We start from the raw sequence: 19,259 nt of genomic DNA on the forward strand, positions 1-19,259 counted from the left end.
GGCCGGGCCGGCACACCGAGCCCAACCACAAACTTTCGTGGAGAAGCTTCACCGTGAGAGGAGGAAAGCCATGAGAGGCAGGATCGTAATGGCCCTTGCGGCCTCGCTGGCCTTCGCGGCCGGCGCCTGGGCCGGCGTAACCGGGTCCAAGCACGACATGGACGCCCTCGGTCTGTCGCCCGCTGGCGTCACGGGCCGGGGGGTGTGCTCCTATTGCCACGTGCCCCACGGGGCGAAAGGCGATCGGCTGTGGGCCGGGGCGCCCTCGAGCGGGTACGGCGTGGTCGCGAACCTGTGCGGCACGTGCCACCTGGACTCGACCCTCATGCAGGGTCGAAACTCGGGGACCAAGATGTTCAACCAGGTCGGTCTCGATGACAACCTTGCCGACACCACCCACATGTACACCGAGAGCTCGCTCGACACGGGCCGGTTTGCGGACGGGAACAACCTGAGCGGTAGTGGCATGGACTACGCGGGGGACGGCGGCGACATCGAGTGCACGTCGTGCCACAACCCCCACAACAACGCCGACGGAGAGCGGCCGTTTCTGGCCTCGGGCAACACGATTTTTACCCTCTGCAGCAAGTGCCACAGCGGCCGGGTGAACCAGAGCCTGAGCGGGAGCGGCACCGGCCTCATGTGGGACAACTCGAACGGGGATGGTGGCTCGACCCACCCCGTGAACATCGCGGCGGACTCCGGGAGCGCGGATCGCCCGGTCACGTTGCCGGCGGTGCTCAGCTTCGTGTACGACGACACCGCGACGAACTCGGGGTCGTTGGCTACCGCTCCTTCCTGGGTGCTTGGTGGGCACGTGGACGGTTCGAACAACATCAGCTGCGTCACCTGCCACGTGGTGCACGGCTGGGATCCGGATGCGAACCAGATCACGCCGACCGGACTGGCGGATTCCGTTCCCGCGACCGACGCCCTCGCCGACGAGGTGATCGACACCGACAACGCCGGGCTTTTGGGAGTGACGGGGGCGGTTGACCTTTGCACCGCGTGTCATTCCATGAACCCCGGGGGCACCGACCCGAGCCACCCGGTGTACACCGACGCCACCTATCGGGGCAGCGTCACCGGCAACGATCTCGAGATCGACTCGGCCAGCTGGCTGAACAACGAAACCACCGGGACGACGTCCGCGGTGTACGGTGCCGGCGCGAGCGGGAACGTTGTGGGATGTGCGTCCTGCCACGACACCCACTACGGCCAAGAGGGAACCCCGATCCTGGCCCAGACCGACGCGGCCAATGCGGGGATGGACTCCGGGTTCTGCCAGGGCTGCCACACCGGCACCATCCTTACGAACCGGGTCCACCACCCGGCGGATCCCACGAGCACGAACGCCAATAACTACGACACGACCTCGTGGTCTAACTACGCCACGGCCACGGACAACATGCCCACCGCCATCCAGTGCTACACCTGCCACAAGGCGCACAACGCGGTAGACCAGGGGATCACCCTCCTGGACGGCGCCGTGGACACGACGGGTGGCGGCTCGCCCTACGACTTCATCCTGCGGGCCTTGAACTGGGATAGCGCGAACGCGAACGAGCCCACGTCCGGCATGTGCGTGGCGTGCCACAGCGCCAACCCGGCGTCGTACAAGTTCGCTCTCGCGAGCGACACCGGCCTCGGTTCCCACTGGGTGAGCCAGGCGGCGAGCTTGGCCTCCCCCAGCACGGACGCGACGGTGGATCTTGCCAACATGGACACCACGTCCGTGCCCGGGATCCAGACGAACGGGCCCGGAACGAACGGCGTGCCGATCCGAGCCGCTGAATGGCCCACGGACACCGGTGATTATGCGGGGTCGAATCGTATCGAGTCGTTCTCGAAGGTGGGCGGCCAGGTGTTCGAGTTCGCGAACGGGCCGGCCAGCACCGACGGCGGCGTGCTCTGCGAAAGCTGCCACTCCGTCACGAACCCCCGCGACGAGGACTATCTGCTCCTGGGCGAGTTCGACGATACCATGGCGCGGGTGCAGACCGACCGCGGGACCGCTGACACCACCAGCACCTCGGACCCGAACGACTACGTGGCTGGAAGCTCTACCACGGCTGCCGGGGGTGACGGCCTGTGCCTCGGCTGCCACGGCATCCCGGTGGGTACCCACCCGACCACCGGGGCGACGGTGTCGCGTACGGGCGCGGCGCTCGACACGGACACCTCGGCATACGCCGTTGCTGATCCCGGGACGGTGGCCGGTACGAAGACAGAAGCCGTGTATCAGGGTACGGACGACATGACCTGCGGCGCCTGCCACGACGTCCATTCCGGGAACACAGGCGCGTCGATCTACATTCTGAAGGACGGCTTCAACGCCGACCAGATGGGAACCGCGTCGGGCGTCGGTGGGGCCGTCAGCCAGTACACCGGCTGGGCGTCGGGCAGCCCGGGAACGGGCGACCCGAGCATCAACTTCACGGACCTCTGCGCGGCTTGTCACACACAGTACCGGTAGCCCGCAGGTCGGAGGGAGTGCGTGGCCCCTCACACGGGGCCACGCTGCCCCTTGTCGGGGGGGGCGAGACGGATGTCCGTTTTGTGTAGCATAAAGGAGCGTTTCGATGATCAAACGGATTGGAACGATTTTGCTCGTTGGGGTGCTGGGGGCCGGGATCGCGGTTGGCGCGGCGTCGGCTGCTGAGGAGACTCAGGCCCAGAAGCCTGCTCCGAAGCCGGCGAAGGTGGAGAACGTCGGCGATCCGGTCGTGGACGTGTCGCTTCCCGCGCACGACGGGAAGAGCGCACGCCTTGCTCAGTTGGTCGGGAAAAAGGGAAAGTCCGTCGTGATCTGGGCCCAGTCGGCGTGCGGCTCCTGCCGGAACGAGCTGGGTCGGCTGAGGGAACTCAAGAAGAAGTTCCCCGACGTGAACTTCGTGGTGGTGATGGTGGACGTGGGCGGGCGCGAGATCGCCGGAAAGCTCATTAAGAAGTATGGGATCACCGACATTGCGACGGTACTCTACGACACCGAGTTCAAAACCTCGGAACTGTTCAACGTGTTCGTGACCCCGGCCGTTTTGATTTTCAAGGACGGGAAGCTGGCCGTGCGGCTCGTGAATCTGAACCCGCGGAAGGATTTCGTGGGGAACGCGCTGGCGACACTGTAGGGGGGCTGCCGCGTTTTCGCTAGGGCCAGTCCCGAAAACAAGGCCGTCAGCAGGGTCCCCGGTGGGACGGGAAGTCCTTCCGGGGACCCTTTTTTGCGGCATCGAGGGACGGGGCCTCGCTTGGAGCAGGCCTCCGGTTTTTTTTGGGCTGAGGTGCCCCTGGGGGCGTCGGAGAGGGGCGGATGATGGCGGTAGCCGGGCAGTTGTGGCCGGTGCGGTCGGTGAAGGGCCGCGTGGGCGAGAGACTCGCCCGTGCGGACCGGAAAATTGTCGAGTCGTCGCGACCCCGTCCGGTGGGGTGACAGTCCGAGCGGCGCGCCGGGCGTGTCAATCTCGAGGGATGCGCACTCGTCGCGGGTGCCGAAAGGCTGGTGCTATTTGGCGTGGCACTGCTGACAGACGCCCGTGAAGTTGCCGAGGCGGTCCCGCGGGGTCACGTGCGTGCCCGGTGACCCGTCGGCCTGCAGGTACGCCGTGCTGCCCGCACGCAGTTCGGCCAGCACGGCGGGGTAGAGCCCCCCGGTTTCGACGCCGGGGCCCTTCCACTCGCCTCCGTCGAGGAAGTCCGGGACGTCGAGACAGTATGTGTAGGAGTTGGGGTTCGCGTCGTGGGGCTGGTGGCACGAGTCGCAGGAGAGCGCGTTGCGGGCCCGGTCGAGGGTGGCGTGGCCTAGGATCTCCCGGCGAAGCCAGGGGGCCGAGGCGTTCAAGGGCTCGTCCGTGCGGGACACGATCATCCCGGTCATGGGGTGGGTGCCCTCGGGGATGCCGTGGCAGGCCTCGCACAAAATGTCGTGCCCGTCCGAGTCCCCCGCGTACTCGTCCATCCCGTTTCGCCCCTCCTCGTAAGGCGCGAGCAGCAGGTGCTTGAAGCCGCCGTTTTTGTCCGGTTCGAGCTCGTGGCAGCTCTCGCACACGAGCACCCGTGAGCCGTCCCGGTCCTCGCCACCGAATCGCGACCACCCCGGCGCGAGCCCCGCGGTGTACGAACCATCGGGGCTCTGGTCTTTCCAGGTGCGGGCGGTGTCCAGCATGTCGATCAAGGGATCTTTCTGCCAGTCGCCCCCCTCGTGGATGAGCCCGATGTAGTGGGTGCCCATGCTGCGGTCGGGGGTCTGGTAGTGGACGTACTCCTCGTCAGCCGGGTCGATCACGGTCTGCTGGGAACCCAGGGTGGGGCTTACGCTGGCGCCGTCGCCGTCCATGAAGTAGTGGCAGTCCATGCACGTTTTGGACATATCGGGGTCGTACATGTCGTCGGCCTGATCGGTCGAGCGGCCGTTGTCGAAGGGGAGCCAGTTGGGGTCGAGGCCGGCCCAGCCCGGCTGGGTCCAGTCGTGGGCCGAGGTGTGGCACACCGAGCAGGTGAGCATGTCCCCCTGGCCGGCGGTGGCGTTCTGGAGGTAGGGAACGCCGCGGCTGTCGAAGGCTTTCTGTACGGGGTGGTGGTCCGGCACGGTCCGGGTGTGGCACAGGTCGCACAGTGGTTCGCCCTGGTCCAGGGTGCGGGCGGCCCGGAGGAGGTACGGGCCCGCTCCGGGCTTCACGTCGCCCCGCCCCGCGTCGGCCGCCGCGGCCGGGTGGGGGGCGTGGCAGGTTTCGCAGATGGGCACGGGCCCCACGTTGGCCCCCGCGAGTGCGGGGTCGCCGGCGGGCCAACCCTCGGGGAACCGTTCCACGCCCGCGTCGGTGCCCGAAGGGAACGTATCAACCGGGTGGCCGTAACGTCCGGCCGGGCCGGGGTTCACGTTGTGCCCCCCGTCGGACCAGGGGCCGCCAGCGGGGCCGCGGCTGGGGTTGTTGCCCACGCCGTGGCAGGCCTCGCACAGTGCGCTGGTTTCGCCGTTGCCGTTCGGAACCGGGCGCTTCGATCCGGGTACCTTGGCCTCGGCCTGGGCTTTCACCAGCATGCTGGCCGCGGGGGGCACCACCTCGCCGGACACGGTCACGTCGTCGGGGTCCGGTGCCGTGCCGTGCACGGCGTGGCAGGTGAGGCAGGTGACCCCACCCTGGCCTCCTCGGCTTAAATGCCCCCCCAGGGACCATTGCCCCGGTGCGGGAGAGAAAGGGGTGCGAAAGATCCGGGGAATCTGGACGACGGGCCCGTCGGACCGGGGCACCACGTCATCCCCCACCGGGTGGGAGCCGGGGTTGCGGTCGCCCCGGTATGAGCCCCACAGCCCCTCCTGGGCCCCCATGCCGCTTCGCTCGGCGCCGGAGACGTAGTGGCGCAGCCGGTGGCACCGGGCGCACAGGGCGTTGGGCGTGTCGCGCAGGAACGGGCGGTAGGTGTCGTCGTGCACGCTGTGGCAGGTGGTGCACTCGAAGTAGCCGTGCTCGGTGTCGATGTCGGGCAGGCCGGACGCCGAGACGTCCGTGGCCGGCGGAGGGTCGGCCAGGAACATCTTTTGGCCGTGGCTCCCCGGGGCGTATACGGTGTCGTCGGCGTGGGCCCGGGTCATCAGGGCTCCGTAACCCTCGCCGGAGTGATGGCACGAGGCGCACAGCGCGCTCATGGTGCCCACCTTGCCCTCGTACACCGGTTGCTGGGCCCAGAACTTCTCCCCGGCTGCCTGATGGGGAATGTGGCAGGCAGCGCACGGGCCGCCCTCGCCGCCCAGTTCGGTCTCGTGGGCCGTGCCCTCGATGCCTGCCCGGGCGGCTGCGGCCGTGAGCAGGAGCACGAGCGTGAAACCGAATCGCCGTCTGATCATGGGGACCCCCTTCGTTTGGTCTTTGCGGCCGGCCGTCGTGTGAGTCCGGGGTTGGGGTTCTCACGCCACGATCGCAACGTGATCGAGACAGTGACGAGTGATCCGTGACGGGTGACGGGGGCCGCGCGACGAACGACCAACGACCCGCGACTTACGACCTACGCGCCCCTCTACTCGCTCCCCAGGGCCGGGGTTACCGGCCCCGCCTGTTCCAGGCACACCAGCGTACGGGTGGCCGCATCGTACACCCAGAATCGCCCCCTGCCGTTGGTGACGGCCATGTTCGGCTTGCGGATCGGCAAGTCGGCCCGTTCCCGGTACTGCGGGTCCGGCCGGGGTTCCTCGCCGGATACATGGTATAGGTAGTTGCCGGTGGACACGTCGAAGACCTGAAGCGTGCCCACGGCCGGATCGGTGAACAGGATCCGGTGGTCCCCGAAGGGCTGGACCCCGTGGATGCCGACGAACCCCCCGATGTATCCCTTAACGCCGGTGCCGAACTCGGCCACCACGTTCCCCTCCGGGTCGAGAACGGCCGCGTAGTGGGACAAGGGGAACGTCAACACAACGTTGCCCCCACCCAGGGCGGCCACCTCGCCCACTGCCGGAAGACGAAAGGTCTCTTTGCCCCGCTTCGCATGGGCGAGGTACCCCAGCAGATCTCCGTTGGGCGCGAAGCGATACAAGAGCTGGAACCTTTGATCGGTCACCCATATCTCGTCCCCCACCACCGCGACGGACGACGGGGTGGGAGGGAGGCTCTTCACCCGGTCTGGAAAATCCTCCCAAACCTCTTCGTCCTGGGGGGGCGGAGTGATGAGCCCCCGGGCCCACGTCATCTCCCCTTCGGGCGTGAGCCTGGCGAGAACGCCGTTCCAGGCATCGGTCACGTAGAGTCCCCCGCCTGGGGCGAAAGCGAGCTTGTGGGGGCGCAGGATGAAGCCGGTGCGGTCCGAGGTGAACGGGCCGAAGACGCGTTCTTCGTTTCCCGCCGGGTCCAGGCGGTGGATCCGGCCCGTCCGAGGAGTCACCACCCACACGCCGCCCTCCGGGTCGAGGCCCAGGAACGACACCTCGGTTAGGGGATCATCTCCGACACGATCGAGGCGATAGAGCTCGCGTGTGGGCAGCGCTCGGAATACCTTGGGTTTCTTGCCCCGTTTGGGGGGGCGCCGGGCTTCGGCTTCGGCTACGGGGCTGGGGTCGCTCTCGGTGCCGGTGGCGTCGCGGGCGGTGACGCGGTAGCGGTACCGGGTGCCGGGGCGTACCTCCCCGTCCACGTAGGTCACATCCTGCACGCTGGCCAGCAGCTCAAACGGTTCTCCCGCGGCAGAGCGGTACACGTTATAGATGACCGCACCCTCCACCTGGTCCCAAAGCAGCCCGAGGGTGCCTGTGGCAGGATCGGGCCGCACCACGACCCGCTTGGGAGCCTCCAGATGGCGGACCTTGACGAGCCCTGGCTCGCTCCGCTCGCCTTCGACCCCCTCGGGCCCGACCGCGGCGATTTGGTAGCGGTATTCACCCGAGCGCTTCGGCACCGGCTCCAGATGCTGGTTCGTCGTAACCCGGGCGACGGCCTTACCGTTGCGATAAACGATGTATCCCGTTGCCCCGGGCACCGGGTTCCACATCATGAGCACCTGGTTGCCCACGAGCATGGGCTGGCCAGGAAGAAACCGGGGAGCGGGCAGACCCCCAAAGGCCCAAGAGGCCAAGCCGACGAAAAGCAAAAGAGGTGGAAGGAAACGGCACCGAAGCATGAAGACCCCTTTTCCCTGTTCCAGATCGTTTCGGCACGAGCGTAACTTTACCTTCTTGTGACGGTGTACACAATGAGCGCGAGCGTGTGTTCCACGCCGACGGGCCCCACGCCACGCGGTTTGTGGCCGTTTGTCGTGTGTAACCCCGGGCCGGCCACGGTCCATGACGAACGACCAACGACCGGCGACCTGTGACGAACGACCTACGGAAGTCAAGCGTCGTCGCGCGAGCCCGAAGTTTCCGCCATGGCCGGAGGGGGCGTCAGGGATGGGGGGTTCACGCCACGCTCGCAACGCCCGCCACGGGTTTTGCGCTCCGTTGCGTCGTTGCGTGAGACGGAAGTTTGCGTCTAGTGTTCTTTCTGATAGCCTGCTGCCGGGGGAATGGGGGTAGCGGGTGGCTGGGGCGGTGGTATGGACGAGGCGGTCCGGTACTGGGTGGACCTCGCAGAGTACGACCTGGGCACAGCGGATGCGATGCTGCGCACGGGGCGTTACCTCTACGTGGGGTTCATGTGTCATCAGACGGTGGAGAAGGACCTCAAGGCGTGGTACCAAGCGGCCCGGGGGGAACTCCCCCCGCGAACGCACAATTTGCGACTCCTGCTGCAAGCCATCGGAGCGGAGAAGGAGGTTCGCGCGGAAGACCGGAGGCTGATCGCGGAGTTGGAGCCGCTGAACGTGGAGACGCGGTATCCGGAGAACCGTGCCCGCCTCGAGAAGGCCTTGACCCGGCGCAAATGCGATGAGCTGGTGAGACGCACCGCGGGGTTCCATACATGGATCAAGAGCAAGCTGTAAGGGTGGCTCAGGAGTTTGCGCTCAGGGCCAGGCGTCGCCTTTGGTTCGAGCGTGCCGTTTTGTTCGGGTCGTATGCTCAGGGGAGAGCGCACGAAACGAGCGATGTCGACGTGGGGTTGATCCTCGAACGCCTGGATGCCCGAGTGGATTACCTGAACCTCCTCACCGATCTCTACGAGATCGCGGGTGCTGTGGACCCGCGGATCGAGCCCCACCTGTTGGTCCGCTCGGAAGACCGGTCCGGGTTCGGCGCGTGGGTGGAAAGGACGGGGATCCCCCTTTCAACGGGGCCGTAGGCCGTTGCGCGAGCCCGAAGTTTCCGCCATGGCTGGAGGGGGCGTCAGGGATGGGGGGTTCACGCCACGCTCGCAACGCCCGCCACGGGTTTTGCTCTCTGTTGCGCCGTGGCGTCGTTGCGTGAAACCTGAAGTTTTGGCCGCAGTGTGGAACGTCGTCAGGGATGGGGGACTCGCGCCACGCTCGCTACGGCCCAACGGATCATCCCTCTCCCTTTGTGTCGTTGCGCCGTCGCGTGAGCCCGTCGTCGGCGTGGGGGTGGTGGGGCTCCACGGCGGGCTCCAGGCCGAAGGCGAACCGGAGCAGCACGGGGGTGGCCAGGAGGCTCAGGGCCATGTTGAGAAGCGCCACGCCGGTCATGAGGTCGGCGTGGGGCCCCGCGAAGATGCCCTGGCGCACCGCCACGGCCACCACCACCAGCGACACCTCCATCCGCGGCAGCATGCCGATGCCCACCTGAAGGGCCCGCACGGGCCGGAGCCGCCCCGCCAAGGCGCCCGCAGCCGATCCCAGGAACTTGCCCACGAAGCTGGCGGCCAGGAGCACCGGGCCCACCCGGCCGAGCCCTCTGAGGCCGCCCAGGTCGAGGTCGGCCCCGAGCCCCACGAAGAACAGGGGGATGAACACCCCGTAGGCCACGGCGTGCACCCGGTCCATGAGCTTCTCCTCGCCCATGGTCTCGCGCACGGCCAGCCCCGCCACGAAGGCGCCCGTGATGCCGGCGAGGCCGGCGGTCTCGGCCAGGGCGGCCAGCCCCAGGGCCACGATCACCACGAAGGTCAGGGGGGCCTCGGGCAGGTGGATCCGTCGGAACGACCGGTACACCAGGGGCAGGGCCTTCCACACGAAGGCACCGGTCAGGGCGAAGTACACGACCGCGCCGAACAGGACCCGCTGGGGGCTGCCGGTGCCGAGCACCACGGCCAGCAGGGACAGGGCGATCACGTCGTCGAGGATGGCGGCCCCCACCAGGGTGGCTCCCACCTGGGTCCGGATCCGACCGGCCTCCAGCAGGGTGACCGCGGTGATACCGATGCTGGTGGGGGTGAACAGCGCTCCCGTGGCCAGGGCCTGGGCCAGGTCGAACCCGGCCCATCGGGCCGCGACCAGCCCCAGGAAGAACGGGACCGTCACCCCGCCCAGGGCCACCAGGACCGAGGGGCCGCCGGCACGGCGGATGTCCCGGAGGCTCGACTCGGTGCCGGTGATCAGAAGGAGGAAGATGAGCCCCAGGTCGCTCAGCGCTCCGAACCCCTCGCTGTGGAGGACCGGCCGCATGAAGCCGGGCAAGGACGCGAGGAGCACCCCGGCCAGGATCTGGCCGAGGATGGGGGGGAGCTTGAGCCGGTCGAAGGCCTGGCCGAGCACCTTTGCCGCGGCCAGGGCCAGGGCGAGGGTGCCGAGGAACGCGGCCGGGTTCACCGGCCCGCCCCCGAGCGGAGCCGGTGCAGGGCCCGGATCACCTGGAGCGAGCCGATCTCACCCACCAGCTCGTCCCCTTCGATCACCGGCAGCCACAGGGCGCCCTTGGACTCCATGAGGTGCACCACGTCCCGGCAGGGGGTGTCGGGCCCCACCCGATGGAGAACCCGGCCCTCGACGAGGCAGCAGGTGCAGTCGGCCGCTCCGTGGGCCAGGCTGCGGAACCGCAGGCGCAGGAACTTGGAGTAGGACTCGTGGGTGGGTTCCATGGCCCGGAGCAGGTCCCTCCGGAGCAGGATGCTCTGCACGCCGAACCGGCGGGCCGGGTCGGGCACGATCCAGGCGTGGTCCACCGACTGGAACACCTCCACGGCGTCCAGAACCGGCATGTGGGGCGGCAGAAAGGCCGCGGCCCGGAACGTCGGGTCCATGACGTCCCGGGCCGGCAGGGCGTAGAACGCCTCGAACAGGCGGCGGATGTCTTCGGGATCGTGTGAGGGCATGGCGGCCTAAAAGCTGTACCGCACCCGGGCATAGACGTTGGTGTTGTCCTCGAACTGGCCGAAGAACGTGTCGTCGTGGGCGCCCAGGAACACGTTGCCCCCGAGGGTCACGAGGACCTCGTCCGACACCTTGTAGCTCGCCTTGGGCCGCAGGTAGGCGTCGTCCTCGGTGGGCGAGTAGAAGGCGAAGAGCGACAGGGTCAGGTTCTGCTGGAGGAACAGCCCCGTGTACCGGGCCGTGAGCCACCATCGGTTCTGGTCGGTGAATCCCACGTCCGGGAACTGCACCGCCCTCTCCAGGTAGGCCTGAAGACCCAGGGTCTGGTCCCGGGCGATCTCGTGGGAGAAGCTGCCGAGCCACCGCAGTTGCGAGTTGGGGATCGTGGGGTCGTTTCCGCCCTTGTCGTCCAGGCTCCGGTACCAGGCGAACTCGGTCGCAGCGATCCCGCCCAGCACGGCGCCCCGGGCGCTCGCGCCCCACGCCTCGAGCCGGGGGAAGTAGGCCCGGTTGGCCGCTGGGTCGAACCCCTTGGGCTGGCCCCAGTGGCCGCGGTAGGCGTACAGGGCGGTCTCCCACCCGCCGAGCGTGCCGTAGAGCCGGGCCGCCACCGACCCGTTCCCCAGGCTCCGGTCCGGCTCGTCCGGATCGATCGTGGGGTCGTCCGGGCCGAACCGGCGGTCGGCCAGGGGGTTCCAGTAGCTGATCCGCTCGCCCGAGATGAACCCGTCGGCCTCGAACACCGGCATCCAGGCCACGTCCAGGTTCAACACCTCGCCGTACCACGAGGCCCGCACCGCGTCCGAGGGCTTTTTCAGGTACTCGTCGTCCCGGCCGATGAAGAAGCTCTGCCAGTCCTTGGGAAACAGGTCGTTCAGGAAGATCAGGTCGCCGGTGCCCCAGGTGAGCACCTGGCGGCCGATCTTGAGGTCCAGGCTCTCGAGGGGGGTCAGCACGATGTTGGCCTCGCGCACGTCCAACTGGCTCTCTCCGGCCACCCCGTCGTGGAGGAAGTCGGCCCGGAACTCCATGGTTGCCGCATCCACCTCGTGGATCAGATCCACCTGGAACCGGGCCTCCTCCAAGAGCATGTCGTCGGCCGTGGTGTCGTCGTTCGCCACCCGGGAGGCGGCGGCCGCCTCCACGAACCCATGGAACGGCAGATCCTGGGCCGCGGTCGGCCCGGCGGCCAGGGCTGCCAGCAGTGCGATCCAGATCCCCTTGCGCATGGAACGGCTCCTGTGGTCGGTCGTTGGGAACGGCCGTAAATCGTAAGTCGTAGGTCGTGAATCGTAAATCGTGAGTCGTGAGTCGTTGGTCGTGGCGGCTGGGCGGCGAGCCTCCCAGCCGCCTAACGTCCCAGCGTCCTAACGTCCCCGCCTCCCCGCCTACCTCCTCCGGATGTACCTCCGGGGCGGTTTGCGCAGGTAGCGCTCGGTGAAGATGCTGTCGGGGATGCCCTTGTTGTACTCGATCTTCTTGAAGGTCATCTCGGTGTACCCGCCCGTGTTGAGGTCGCTCATTTTGGCTTTGGTCACCGTGGGAATGCCCTGGATCTCCTTGACCTCCAGCACCTCCATCCGACGGTACACCTTGCCCTGGCCGTCGTAGTACTCGGCCTTCATGGGCAGGAAGGTGGTCTTGTCGATCCACACCAGGTAGTGGGCGAACTCCACGGTGGAGGGGTCTTTGGGCACGTTGTCCAGCACGTAGTACCGGTCGGTCTCCTCCTTGAGGGTGTGGGTGTCGTCGGCCGGGCTGCGGCCCGACACGTCCTCGTAGAAGAAGTGGGACCCCACGAAGCTGGTGCGCTTGTCCGAGGCGGCGATCCGCTTCACCAGATCGAGCGCCGGCAGATAGAGCCACCGGTCGTCGTCCCGATCCAGGTACTTGTGCACCAGGAACACGGTCTTGCGCACGTCGCCCGGCCGGTGGAAGTACACGTAGTAGAACTGCTCGCCCCCGTCCTCCTTGTCCTTGCGCAGGATCGTGAACTCCCGCTCCCGGGTCCGGCCCTGCTTGTCGTAGATGATCATCTCGGCCCGGGCCATGCCGTCGTCGCCCGCGTAGTAGCTGGCCAGGTTGGCCTTCTGGACGATCTCGTCCACGGAAAGGGCCTGGGCCCCGATCGCGGGGAACACGAGCAGGCTGAGCGCGGCTGCCACTGCGAAACGCTTCATGATGAACCTCCTTTTTATGTCGGTCTTGTTATATCGGTCTCCGGTCGTCGGTCGCGTTCACGCCGCGGTCTTCTGCTCGAGCTCCCGCCGTTCCTTGCGGAACAGGGGGCCCCGCAGCACCTGGATCATGGCGGGCAGGATCACCAGGGTGGCCACGCCCGACACGCCCATGATGGTGGCCAGGAAAAAGCCCACGGTCTTGTAGGGCACCAGGGGCGCCAGGAGGAGCGGCAGGAAGCCTACCGCGATCACGATGGCGTTGCGGGTGATGGCCCGCGCCGGCGCCATGGACATGAGCGCGGCGGTCTTGGCCCAGGACCCGGTCTCGCGGAACAGCTCCCGAGCCCGCTCGATGAAGTGGATGGCGAAGTCCACGCTCATGCCCAGGGTCAGGCTGGAGAGCACCGCCACCGGCATGTCGTAGTCCTTGCCCACGAGGCCGATCAGGCCGTAGATGAGCGCGATCGTGACCGACAGGGGGATCATCGACAGCAGCCCCCACAGCACCGACCGGAACAGGAACACCATCATCACGAACACGATGGCGAAGCTTCCCAGCAGGCTCGAAAGCATGCCCTTGACCATCTTGTCCTGCCACACCACGTTCAGGTAGGTGAGCCCGGCCCAGGCGTGGGAGAGCTCCACCGGCGGCGGGTTCTCCTGGAAGTACCGCTCCACCTCTCGGACCACCGCCTCCATGTCCTTGTTGTCGCCGCTCTTGAGCTGGAACCAGATGTTGAGCTTCCGGAAGTCCGGGGTCACCAGGTGCCACACGTCCTCGGGGTCGTGGCTCCCCTGGAACGACAGGATGGTCTGGGCCACGGCCTGGGGCGTGTCCGGGATGCGCAGGGCCTCGGGCTTGCCCCCCAGCAGCTCCATGTAGACCTTCTTGACCACGTCGGTGAGCGCGTTGGTCTTGCCCACGATCTGGTGGCTGGACAGGTACTTCTGGAACCCCTCCACCCACCGGAGCACTTCGGGGCTCTTGAAGGTGTGCAGGGCCGTGCGCTGGTCCTCAAGCCCATCGGCCAGGGTGTCGAGGGTGTCGAGCACGGCGGCCTGGTCCTCGGGCACGGTGTCGTAGAGCCGGTTCAGCTCGTTGGCCAGGGCCTCGACCACCCGCACGGGGTTCGGCTCGTCGGCCTGGGCCTCCTTGGCCTCGAGCTCGGCCAGCTTCGCCTGGAGCTCGCCCACCACCTGACGCACCTGGGGCTCCGCGGCTGCGTCGGCCTCCTTGGACAGAAACGTGCGCACGGGCTCCAGGGCGGCCCGCAGGGCCTCGGGCGAGGCCGGGGGCTGGAGCACCAGGTAGGCCTCGTAGGTGCCGCCGAAGTGGGCGTTGAGCACCCGGTCGGCCACCCGGATGGGGTGGTTCTTGGTGAACCATTTCACCGGGTTGTCGTTAATCTGGATCCGGGTGATGCCGTAGGCCGAGATGGCGAGCACCACGCCCGTGAGCCCCAGCCACAGCTTGGCATGCTCCCGGGTGATGCGGCCGCCCCACACCAGGATCCGGGCCAGGGGAGAGTGGCCCTCGTCCTCCTCGCCGTGGGCCGTGGCCCCGAAGTTCTCGAGCTTGCGCTCCGGGATGAACAGCAGGATGTAGGCCGGCACCACGGTCACGGTGAAGATCCAGGCGATGCCCACTCCCAGCGCCACGAACAGCCCGAACACCTGCACCGGCGGGATGGGGGTGAGGGCCAAGCTCGCGAACCCGGCCGCCGTGGTGAGGCTGGTGTAGAGCATGGGCATGAACAGCTCACCCATCACCACGTGCAGGGTCTTCTTCCGGTTCTTGTACTGCTGATATCGGTCGAAGAACACGGACAGGATGTGAACCGAGTCCACCACCGAGATCGGCATCAGGAAGATCGGGATCATGGAGCTCATGATGTGTACGGTGTGGCCGGTGCTGATCAGCGCGCCCATGGTGAAGATCACCGTGAGCATGGCCACCACCATGGGCGAGATCACCAGGGTGAGCTTCCGGAAGAAGAAGAGCATGAGCAGGAAGATGATCAGCCCCGCCAGCGGCGCCGAGATGGCCATCTGCTTGAACATCTCGACCCCGAAGGTGTCCTCGGCCACGGGCAGACCGGTGATGTGGTACTGCTCGGAGCCCGGAGGCTCGGCCGCGATCAGCTCCCGGATCTGCTGGCTCACCCGGTGGGCGATGCTCTTCTTCTCGATGGGCACGTAGATCGCCAGGGCCTTGCCGTCCTCGCTCACCAACGTGCCCTTGAGGAGGGGGTTGGCCATGGCCCGGTCCCGGATGTGCAACGCCTCGGCGCGGTCCTTGGGCGGCCGCTCCATTAGGTACTGGAACCGTACCGAGCCCAGCCCGGCCTGGAGGATGTCGTCCACCGTGCTCGGGGCCATGAGGTCCGCCGTGACCACGCCCTGGATCTTCTTGATGCCGTCGGTGATCCGGTAGATCTTGCCCAGGGTCTCGGGGTTGAACACCCCGTCCGGGTCCTTCTCGTTCACCACGCCCAGCACGATCATGTCCGACAGGGCGAACTCGCGCTTGGTCTGGTTGTGGAACACCCTCACCGCTTCCTGCTCGCTCAGCATGTTCTCGGGGTCGGTGTCCACCCGGATCGTGTGAACCCGCACCAGCGAGATCGCGGTCACGAGCACTGCCAGGAAAACGACCCATTTGGGGTGGTTCACGGCAAACTGGGTGATCTTGCGGCCCATGGGACCTCCTCCCTGTGCGATGTCGATCGGTCTGCCCTTGCCTGCGCCGGGTTGGATGCTCGCCCGGCCGAAAGGATACAGACCGGGAATGTAGGGCAGATCGGAAAAAGCGCAAGGCCCGGTCGACCGCTCAAGTCCGGGGTCCGTCCGGTCGATCCGCACAAGGGTCGGGTTGGGTGGAACGCAGGGGAGGGGTCGCATGGAGGCGGGAAGGGTGGCGAGGATTCTCTGGGTTTCGCGGGAGGCCCGGCCGGGTGCGTTCCCGGCGGGGGCGTACCGGGTGGACACCGAGGCGCGGCCCCGCGCCGCCCTGGACCGGATCGAGGTGGCCCGGGCCGAGGACGACCCCTACGCGGTGTGTTTTGCGGCCTGGGGCCACGGATGGGGCCGGGACGAGGTGGACGACCTGTTCCGCACCGCCCCGGACCTGTTCCTGGTGCTGGAGGGCCCGGCCGACACCCTGCCGGGCCACGACGACCTCGGGGCATGGGCCCGCCCCGACCACTGCCTCACCCTGCCGCTTCCCGCTACCGGCGCCCTCCGCCGTTCCCTGGCCGAGCACCTGTCGGCCCGCTGGCTCCAGGAGGAAGCCGACCGCCGTCGGGTGGCGCTGCTGGAGGCCGAGGCCCGCAAGGACCGGGCCCAGCGTCGAAGCCACGAGAGACGCCTCCAGATTCTCTACGGCATCGTGGAGAAGCTCCACGGCTCCGAGAGCTTGGAGCAGGCCCTCCACGTGGCCCTGGGCGAGATGAGCCGGTTCCTGGGGGCCACCACCGGGTCGCTCCTGCTCCTGGACGGGCCGGACCGGCTGCGGGTGGTGGAGGCCGTGGGCCCGCGACGCGAGCGGATCCGGGGGCTCGAGTTCCCCCTGGAGGACAGCCGGGTGGCCCGGCACGCCCTGGCCGAGCGGCGGCCGATCTTGGTGTCCGACATCCAGGAGAACGGCCGGTTCGCGGAGGCGGAAGAGGTGGTGCGGTACCGGCCCCGGTCGATCCTGAGCGTGCCGCTGTTCGGCCAGGACGAGCCCCTGGGGGTGCTGAACTTCGGGGGGGACGACCCGGCCGGTCGGTTCGGGCCCCACGACGAACGGCTCGTGGTCACCCTGGGCCGGCAGGTGGCGGTGGCGCTGGAGAAGGCCGGGCTTCTGGAGGGGCTGCGGCGCACGGTCAACGAGTCGATCCGGGCCTTGGCGGGGGCGATCGAGGCCAAGGACCCCTACACCCGGGGCCATTCGGATCGGGTGACCCACTACAGCCGGCTGATCGCCCAGGCCCTCGGCCTTCCGCCGGCCGAGGTGGACGTGGTGGTGCGGGCCGCCGTGCTCCACGACGTGGGAAAGATCGGGGTGCCCAGCGCCGTGCTGAACAAGCCCGCCCGCCTGGACGACCACGAGTTCCGCCTGATCCAGCGGCACCCCGAGGTGGGCACCGAGATCGTGCGGGAGATCCGGGCCATGGGGGAGACCCTGGCCATCATCCGGCACCACCACGAACGGATCGACGGCCGGGGCTACCCCGACGGGCTCAGGGGCGACTCCCTGCCCCTGGGGGCCCGGATCCTGGCCGTGGCCGACACCTTCGACGCCATGACCTCGGATCGGCCCTACCGCCAGGGGTTGCCCAACGAGGTGGCCTACGAGGAGATCGAGCGGTGCGCGGGCACCCAGTTCGACCCCGAGGTGGCCCGGGTGTTCCTGGACAACGCCCCCCGCTGGCCCGACCTGGAGCCCGAGGCGCCCGAGGCCCGGGCCGCCAGCGGCTGAAGGGGGAGCGCGCCCGGCCGGAGGCAGGTCCCTCGCCCCCCCCAGGAAGCGCGCCTGCCTTGTCACCGGGTCAAGAAGCTCTCCGCAACACTACGGCAGCCCACTCCCCCTCCACCTCCCGGGTCTCGGGCCGGAGCCCGAGCGCCCCGTACACCGTTTCGGCCGATGCCGCCTCCTGGGTGAGGAGCCCCGACAGGATCAGGGTGCCGCCCGGCTCGACCCGGGCGGAGAGCTCGGGCGCGAGCCCCAGGAGCACCTGGTACAGGATGTTGGCCACCACGAGGGGGTAGGTCCCGCCCACGGCCCGTAGGTCCCCGGCCACCACCCGCAGGCGGTCGGCCACGCCGTTGCGGCGGGCGTTCTCCCGGGCCGCCTGGGCCGCCAGGGGGTCGATGTCGAGGGCGACGGCCCTGCCGGCGCCCAGCAGGAGGGCGCCGATCGACAGGATGCCCGAGCCGCACCCCACGTCCAGGACCTGGGCGTCGGGCCGGGCCGAGAGCGCCCGGTCCAGGAGCCCCAGGCACAGCCGGGTGGTCTCGTGGGTGCCGGTGCCGAAGGCCCGGCCCGGGTCGAGCCGGATCACCCGCACCCTCGGATCCTTCCCGGGCCACTCCTCCCAGGTGGGGCAGACCCCGAGGCGCTCCGAGACCCGGGCGGGGCGGTAGAACGCCTTCCACCGGTCCCGCCAACCGTCCTCGGGTTCGTCGTCCCACCGCCACCCCACGGGCGCCCCCAGGTCCAGGGCGTAGCGCTCCAGCCGGGCCTGGACCCCCGGCCGGTCGGCCGGGCGGAACCAGGCGGACAGGGCCCCGGTTTCCTCGGCCGTGCCGGCCGCACCCCAGTCCACCAGCAGGGCGGCCAGGGCCTCGCGCACCTCAGGGGGGGCCGATACGGTCAGCCTCTGCCAGGTCGTCGGTTCCATCTGGGTCCCTCGCGATGCGTTCCCACGCCCACCGGCCCAGGAGCACGGCCTCGGCCGCGTCGGGCCGCAGCGGGGTGGCCCGGGGCGCGCCCGATGCCCTCACGACCCGCTCGGCCAGCGAAAGGGCCGAGCGCTTCGCGCCGGCTCCGGTTCGCTGCTCCCGGGGCAACAGCACGTCCCTGCGCCACACCTCGGCCTGGGTGATCCGAACCCGCAAACCCCGGCGCCGGGCCTCGCGGTGCCACAGCTCGGCCAGCGGCCCCCCGCCCTCCAGGACCACCCACCGAAGGTCGGGCAGCCGGGCCAGCAGCCCCCGGATCGCCCGGCGGAGCCTCGTGCGGTCCGGCAGATGCCGGGTCCGGCACCACAGCAGCCGGCCGTCTCGGGAGAACAGGGCGAGCCCGGTTCGGAGCCCCACGTCCACGGCCAGCAGCCAGCCGGTCGGTTCGGGGCTCACGCCGGCACCGGCAGCCCCTCGAAACCGGCCACGGCCGTGCGCAGGGCATCGGGCACCCGCCGTACCGACCGGGAGGCATAGTGGAACACCACGAGCGGGGTCTCCCCCTCGGCCGCGACCTCTCCCTCCCGCTCGATCCGATACTCCATGGTCAGGCTCGAGCGTCGGATCTCCCGCACCCGCACCCCGATCTCCAGGGGGTCGCCCAGGAACATCTCGGCCCGGTACCGCACGTGCACCTCGGGGATGATGAGGGCGCACCCCTCGCCCACGTCGGTCTCGGAGAACGGACCGAGCCGGGCCAGGTACGCGATCCGGGCGTCCTGGAAGTAGTACAGCACCGCCGCATACGACACGTGCCCGCCGTAGTTGATGTCCTGGATTCGGGGCGAGTAGGGCAGGGTGAAGCGGAATCCGTCCATGTGACTTCGGTCGTTGGTCGTTGGTCGTTGGTCGTCGGTCGTCGGTCGGGGGCCTTCGGCCCGCTGGGCGGCCAGGCGACTCCTGAGCGCCGACGCCAAGACCTCGGGGGGCATGGGGTCTGCTGGAGAGCCGCGTGCGGCCCAAAATCTAGTTTCTAGTCTCTAGCCCGCAGGGGCCTGACGAGGCTTC

15 protein-coding genes are annotated in these 19,259 nt (G+C 68.6%); 5 read left to right on the plus strand and 10 right to left on the minus strand.

Features of this window, described 5'->3' with window-relative positions:
* Window positions 1-70 precede the first annotated feature (70 nt).
* Both DEFCA_RS0100310 and DEFCA_RS20030 read left to right on the plus strand, forming a co-directional pair.
* Window positions 71-2,476: a cytochrome c3 family protein gene (locus tag DEFCA_RS0100310; RefSeq protein WP_025321054.1), complete on the plus strand. Its 2,406-nt coding sequence runs from the start codon at window positions 71-73 to the stop codon at window positions 2,474-2,476.
* A gap of 106 nt (window positions 2,477-2,582) precedes the next feature.
* A complete protein-coding gene (locus tag DEFCA_RS20030; RefSeq protein WP_025321055.1) occupies window positions 2,583-3,128 on the plus strand; it encodes a TlpA family protein disulfide reductase in 546 nt (181 codons plus the stop codon).
* Window positions 3,129-3,502: 374 nt separating this feature from the next.
* Here DEFCA_RS20030 and DEFCA_RS0100320 read toward each other — a convergent pair whose 3' ends face one another.
* Complete coding sequence (locus DEFCA_RS0100320; protein WP_025321056.1) at window positions 3,503-5,842, minus strand: cytochrome c3 family protein; 2,340 nt, start codon at window positions 5,840-5,842, stop codon at window positions 3,503-3,505.
* 170 nt (window positions 5,843-6,012) lie between these two features.
* Window positions 6,013-7,503 (minus strand): hypothetical protein, encoded by a 1,491-nt coding sequence (locus DEFCA_RS18885; protein WP_025321057.1) that lies wholly within the window; start codon window positions 7,501-7,503, stop codon window positions 6,013-6,015.
* Window positions 7,504-8,019: 516 nt separating this feature from the next.
* Here DEFCA_RS18885 and DEFCA_RS0100330 point away from each other — a divergent pair.
* Both DEFCA_RS0100330 and DEFCA_RS18890 read left to right on the plus strand, forming a co-directional pair.
* Complete coding sequence (locus DEFCA_RS0100330) at window positions 8,020-8,406, plus strand: HEPN domain-containing protein (RefSeq protein WP_025321058.1); 387 nt, start codon at window positions 8,020-8,022, stop codon at window positions 8,404-8,406.
* Complete coding sequence (locus DEFCA_RS18890; protein WP_084318548.1) at window positions 8,385-8,702, plus strand: nucleotidyltransferase family protein; 318 nt, start codon at window positions 8,385-8,387, stop codon at window positions 8,700-8,702. Before DEFCA_RS0100330 ends, DEFCA_RS18890 begins: the two co-directional genes overlap by 22 nt.
* Before the next feature lie 202 nt (window positions 8,703-8,904).
* Here DEFCA_RS18890 and DEFCA_RS0100340 read toward each other — a convergent pair whose 3' ends face one another.
* The 5 genes from DEFCA_RS0100340 to DEFCA_RS0100360 all read right to left on the minus strand — a co-directional run bounded on the left by DEFCA_RS0100340 (window position 8,905) and on the right by DEFCA_RS0100360 (window position 15,506).
* Window positions 8,905-10,125: a cation:proton antiporter gene (locus DEFCA_RS0100340; protein ID WP_025321060.1), complete on the minus strand. Its 1,221-nt coding sequence runs from the start codon at window positions 10,123-10,125 to the stop codon at window positions 8,905-8,907.
* The gene (locus DEFCA_RS0100345) at window positions 10,122-10,628 is read right to left on the minus strand and encodes a CBS domain-containing protein (RefSeq protein ID WP_025321061.1); all 507 of its coding nucleotides are present in this window, start codon (window positions 10,626-10,628) and stop codon (window positions 10,122-10,124) included. Before DEFCA_RS0100345 ends, DEFCA_RS0100340 begins: the two co-directional genes overlap by 4 nt.
* A 6-nt stretch (window positions 10,629-10,634) precedes the next feature.
* A complete protein-coding gene (locus DEFCA_RS0100350) occupies window positions 10,635-11,855 on the minus strand; it encodes a DUF1302 family protein (protein ID WP_025321062.1) in 1,221 nt (406 codons plus the stop codon).
* A gap of 159 nt (window positions 11,856-12,014) precedes the next feature.
* The gene (locus tag DEFCA_RS0100355; protein ID WP_025321063.1) at window positions 12,015-12,806 is read right to left on the minus strand and encodes an outer membrane lipoprotein-sorting protein; all 792 of its coding nucleotides are present in this window, start codon (window positions 12,804-12,806) and stop codon (window positions 12,015-12,017) included.
* Window positions 12,807-12,863: 57 nt separating this feature from the next.
* Complete coding sequence (locus tag DEFCA_RS0100360) at window positions 12,864-15,506, minus strand: efflux RND transporter permease subunit (protein WP_025321064.1); 2,643 nt, start codon at window positions 15,504-15,506, stop codon at window positions 12,864-12,866.
* A 199-nt stretch (window positions 15,507-15,705) separates the two neighbouring features.
* Here DEFCA_RS0100360 and DEFCA_RS23895 point away from each other — a divergent pair, with 199 nt between their 5' ends.
* Entirely contained in the window at window positions 15,706-17,268 is a 1,563-nt protein-coding gene (locus tag DEFCA_RS23895; protein WP_025321065.1) for an HD-GYP domain-containing protein, read from the plus strand.
* A 70-nt stretch (window positions 17,269-17,338) separates the two neighbouring features.
* Here DEFCA_RS23895 and prmA read toward each other — a convergent pair whose 3' ends face one another.
* The 3 genes from prmA to DEFCA_RS0100380 are packed head-to-tail and all read right to left on the minus strand — an operon-like array spanning window position 17,339 to window position 19,069.
* The gene (prmA, locus tag DEFCA_RS0100370) at window positions 17,339-18,190 is read right to left on the minus strand and encodes a 50S ribosomal protein L11 methyltransferase (protein ID WP_025321066.1); all 852 of its coding nucleotides are present in this window, start codon (window positions 18,188-18,190) and stop codon (window positions 17,339-17,341) included.
* Window positions 18,144-18,647 (minus strand): hypothetical protein, encoded by a 504-nt coding sequence (locus DEFCA_RS0100375; protein WP_025321067.1) that lies wholly within the window; start codon window positions 18,645-18,647, stop codon window positions 18,144-18,146. Before DEFCA_RS0100375 ends, prmA begins: the two co-directional genes overlap by 47 nt.
* Complete coding sequence (locus DEFCA_RS0100380) at window positions 18,644-19,069, minus strand: acyl-CoA thioesterase (RefSeq protein ID WP_025321068.1); 426 nt, start codon at window positions 19,067-19,069, stop codon at window positions 18,644-18,646. The genes DEFCA_RS0100375 and DEFCA_RS0100380 overlap by 4 nt, the downstream gene beginning before the upstream one ends.
* Window positions 19,070-19,259 lie beyond the last annotated feature (190 nt).

Origin of the sequence: Deferrisoma camini S3R1, assembly GCF_000526155.1 — a bacterium.
Classification (GTDB): domain Bacteria; phylum Desulfobacterota; class Deferrisomatia; order Deferrisomatales; family Deferrisomataceae; genus Deferrisoma; species Deferrisoma camini.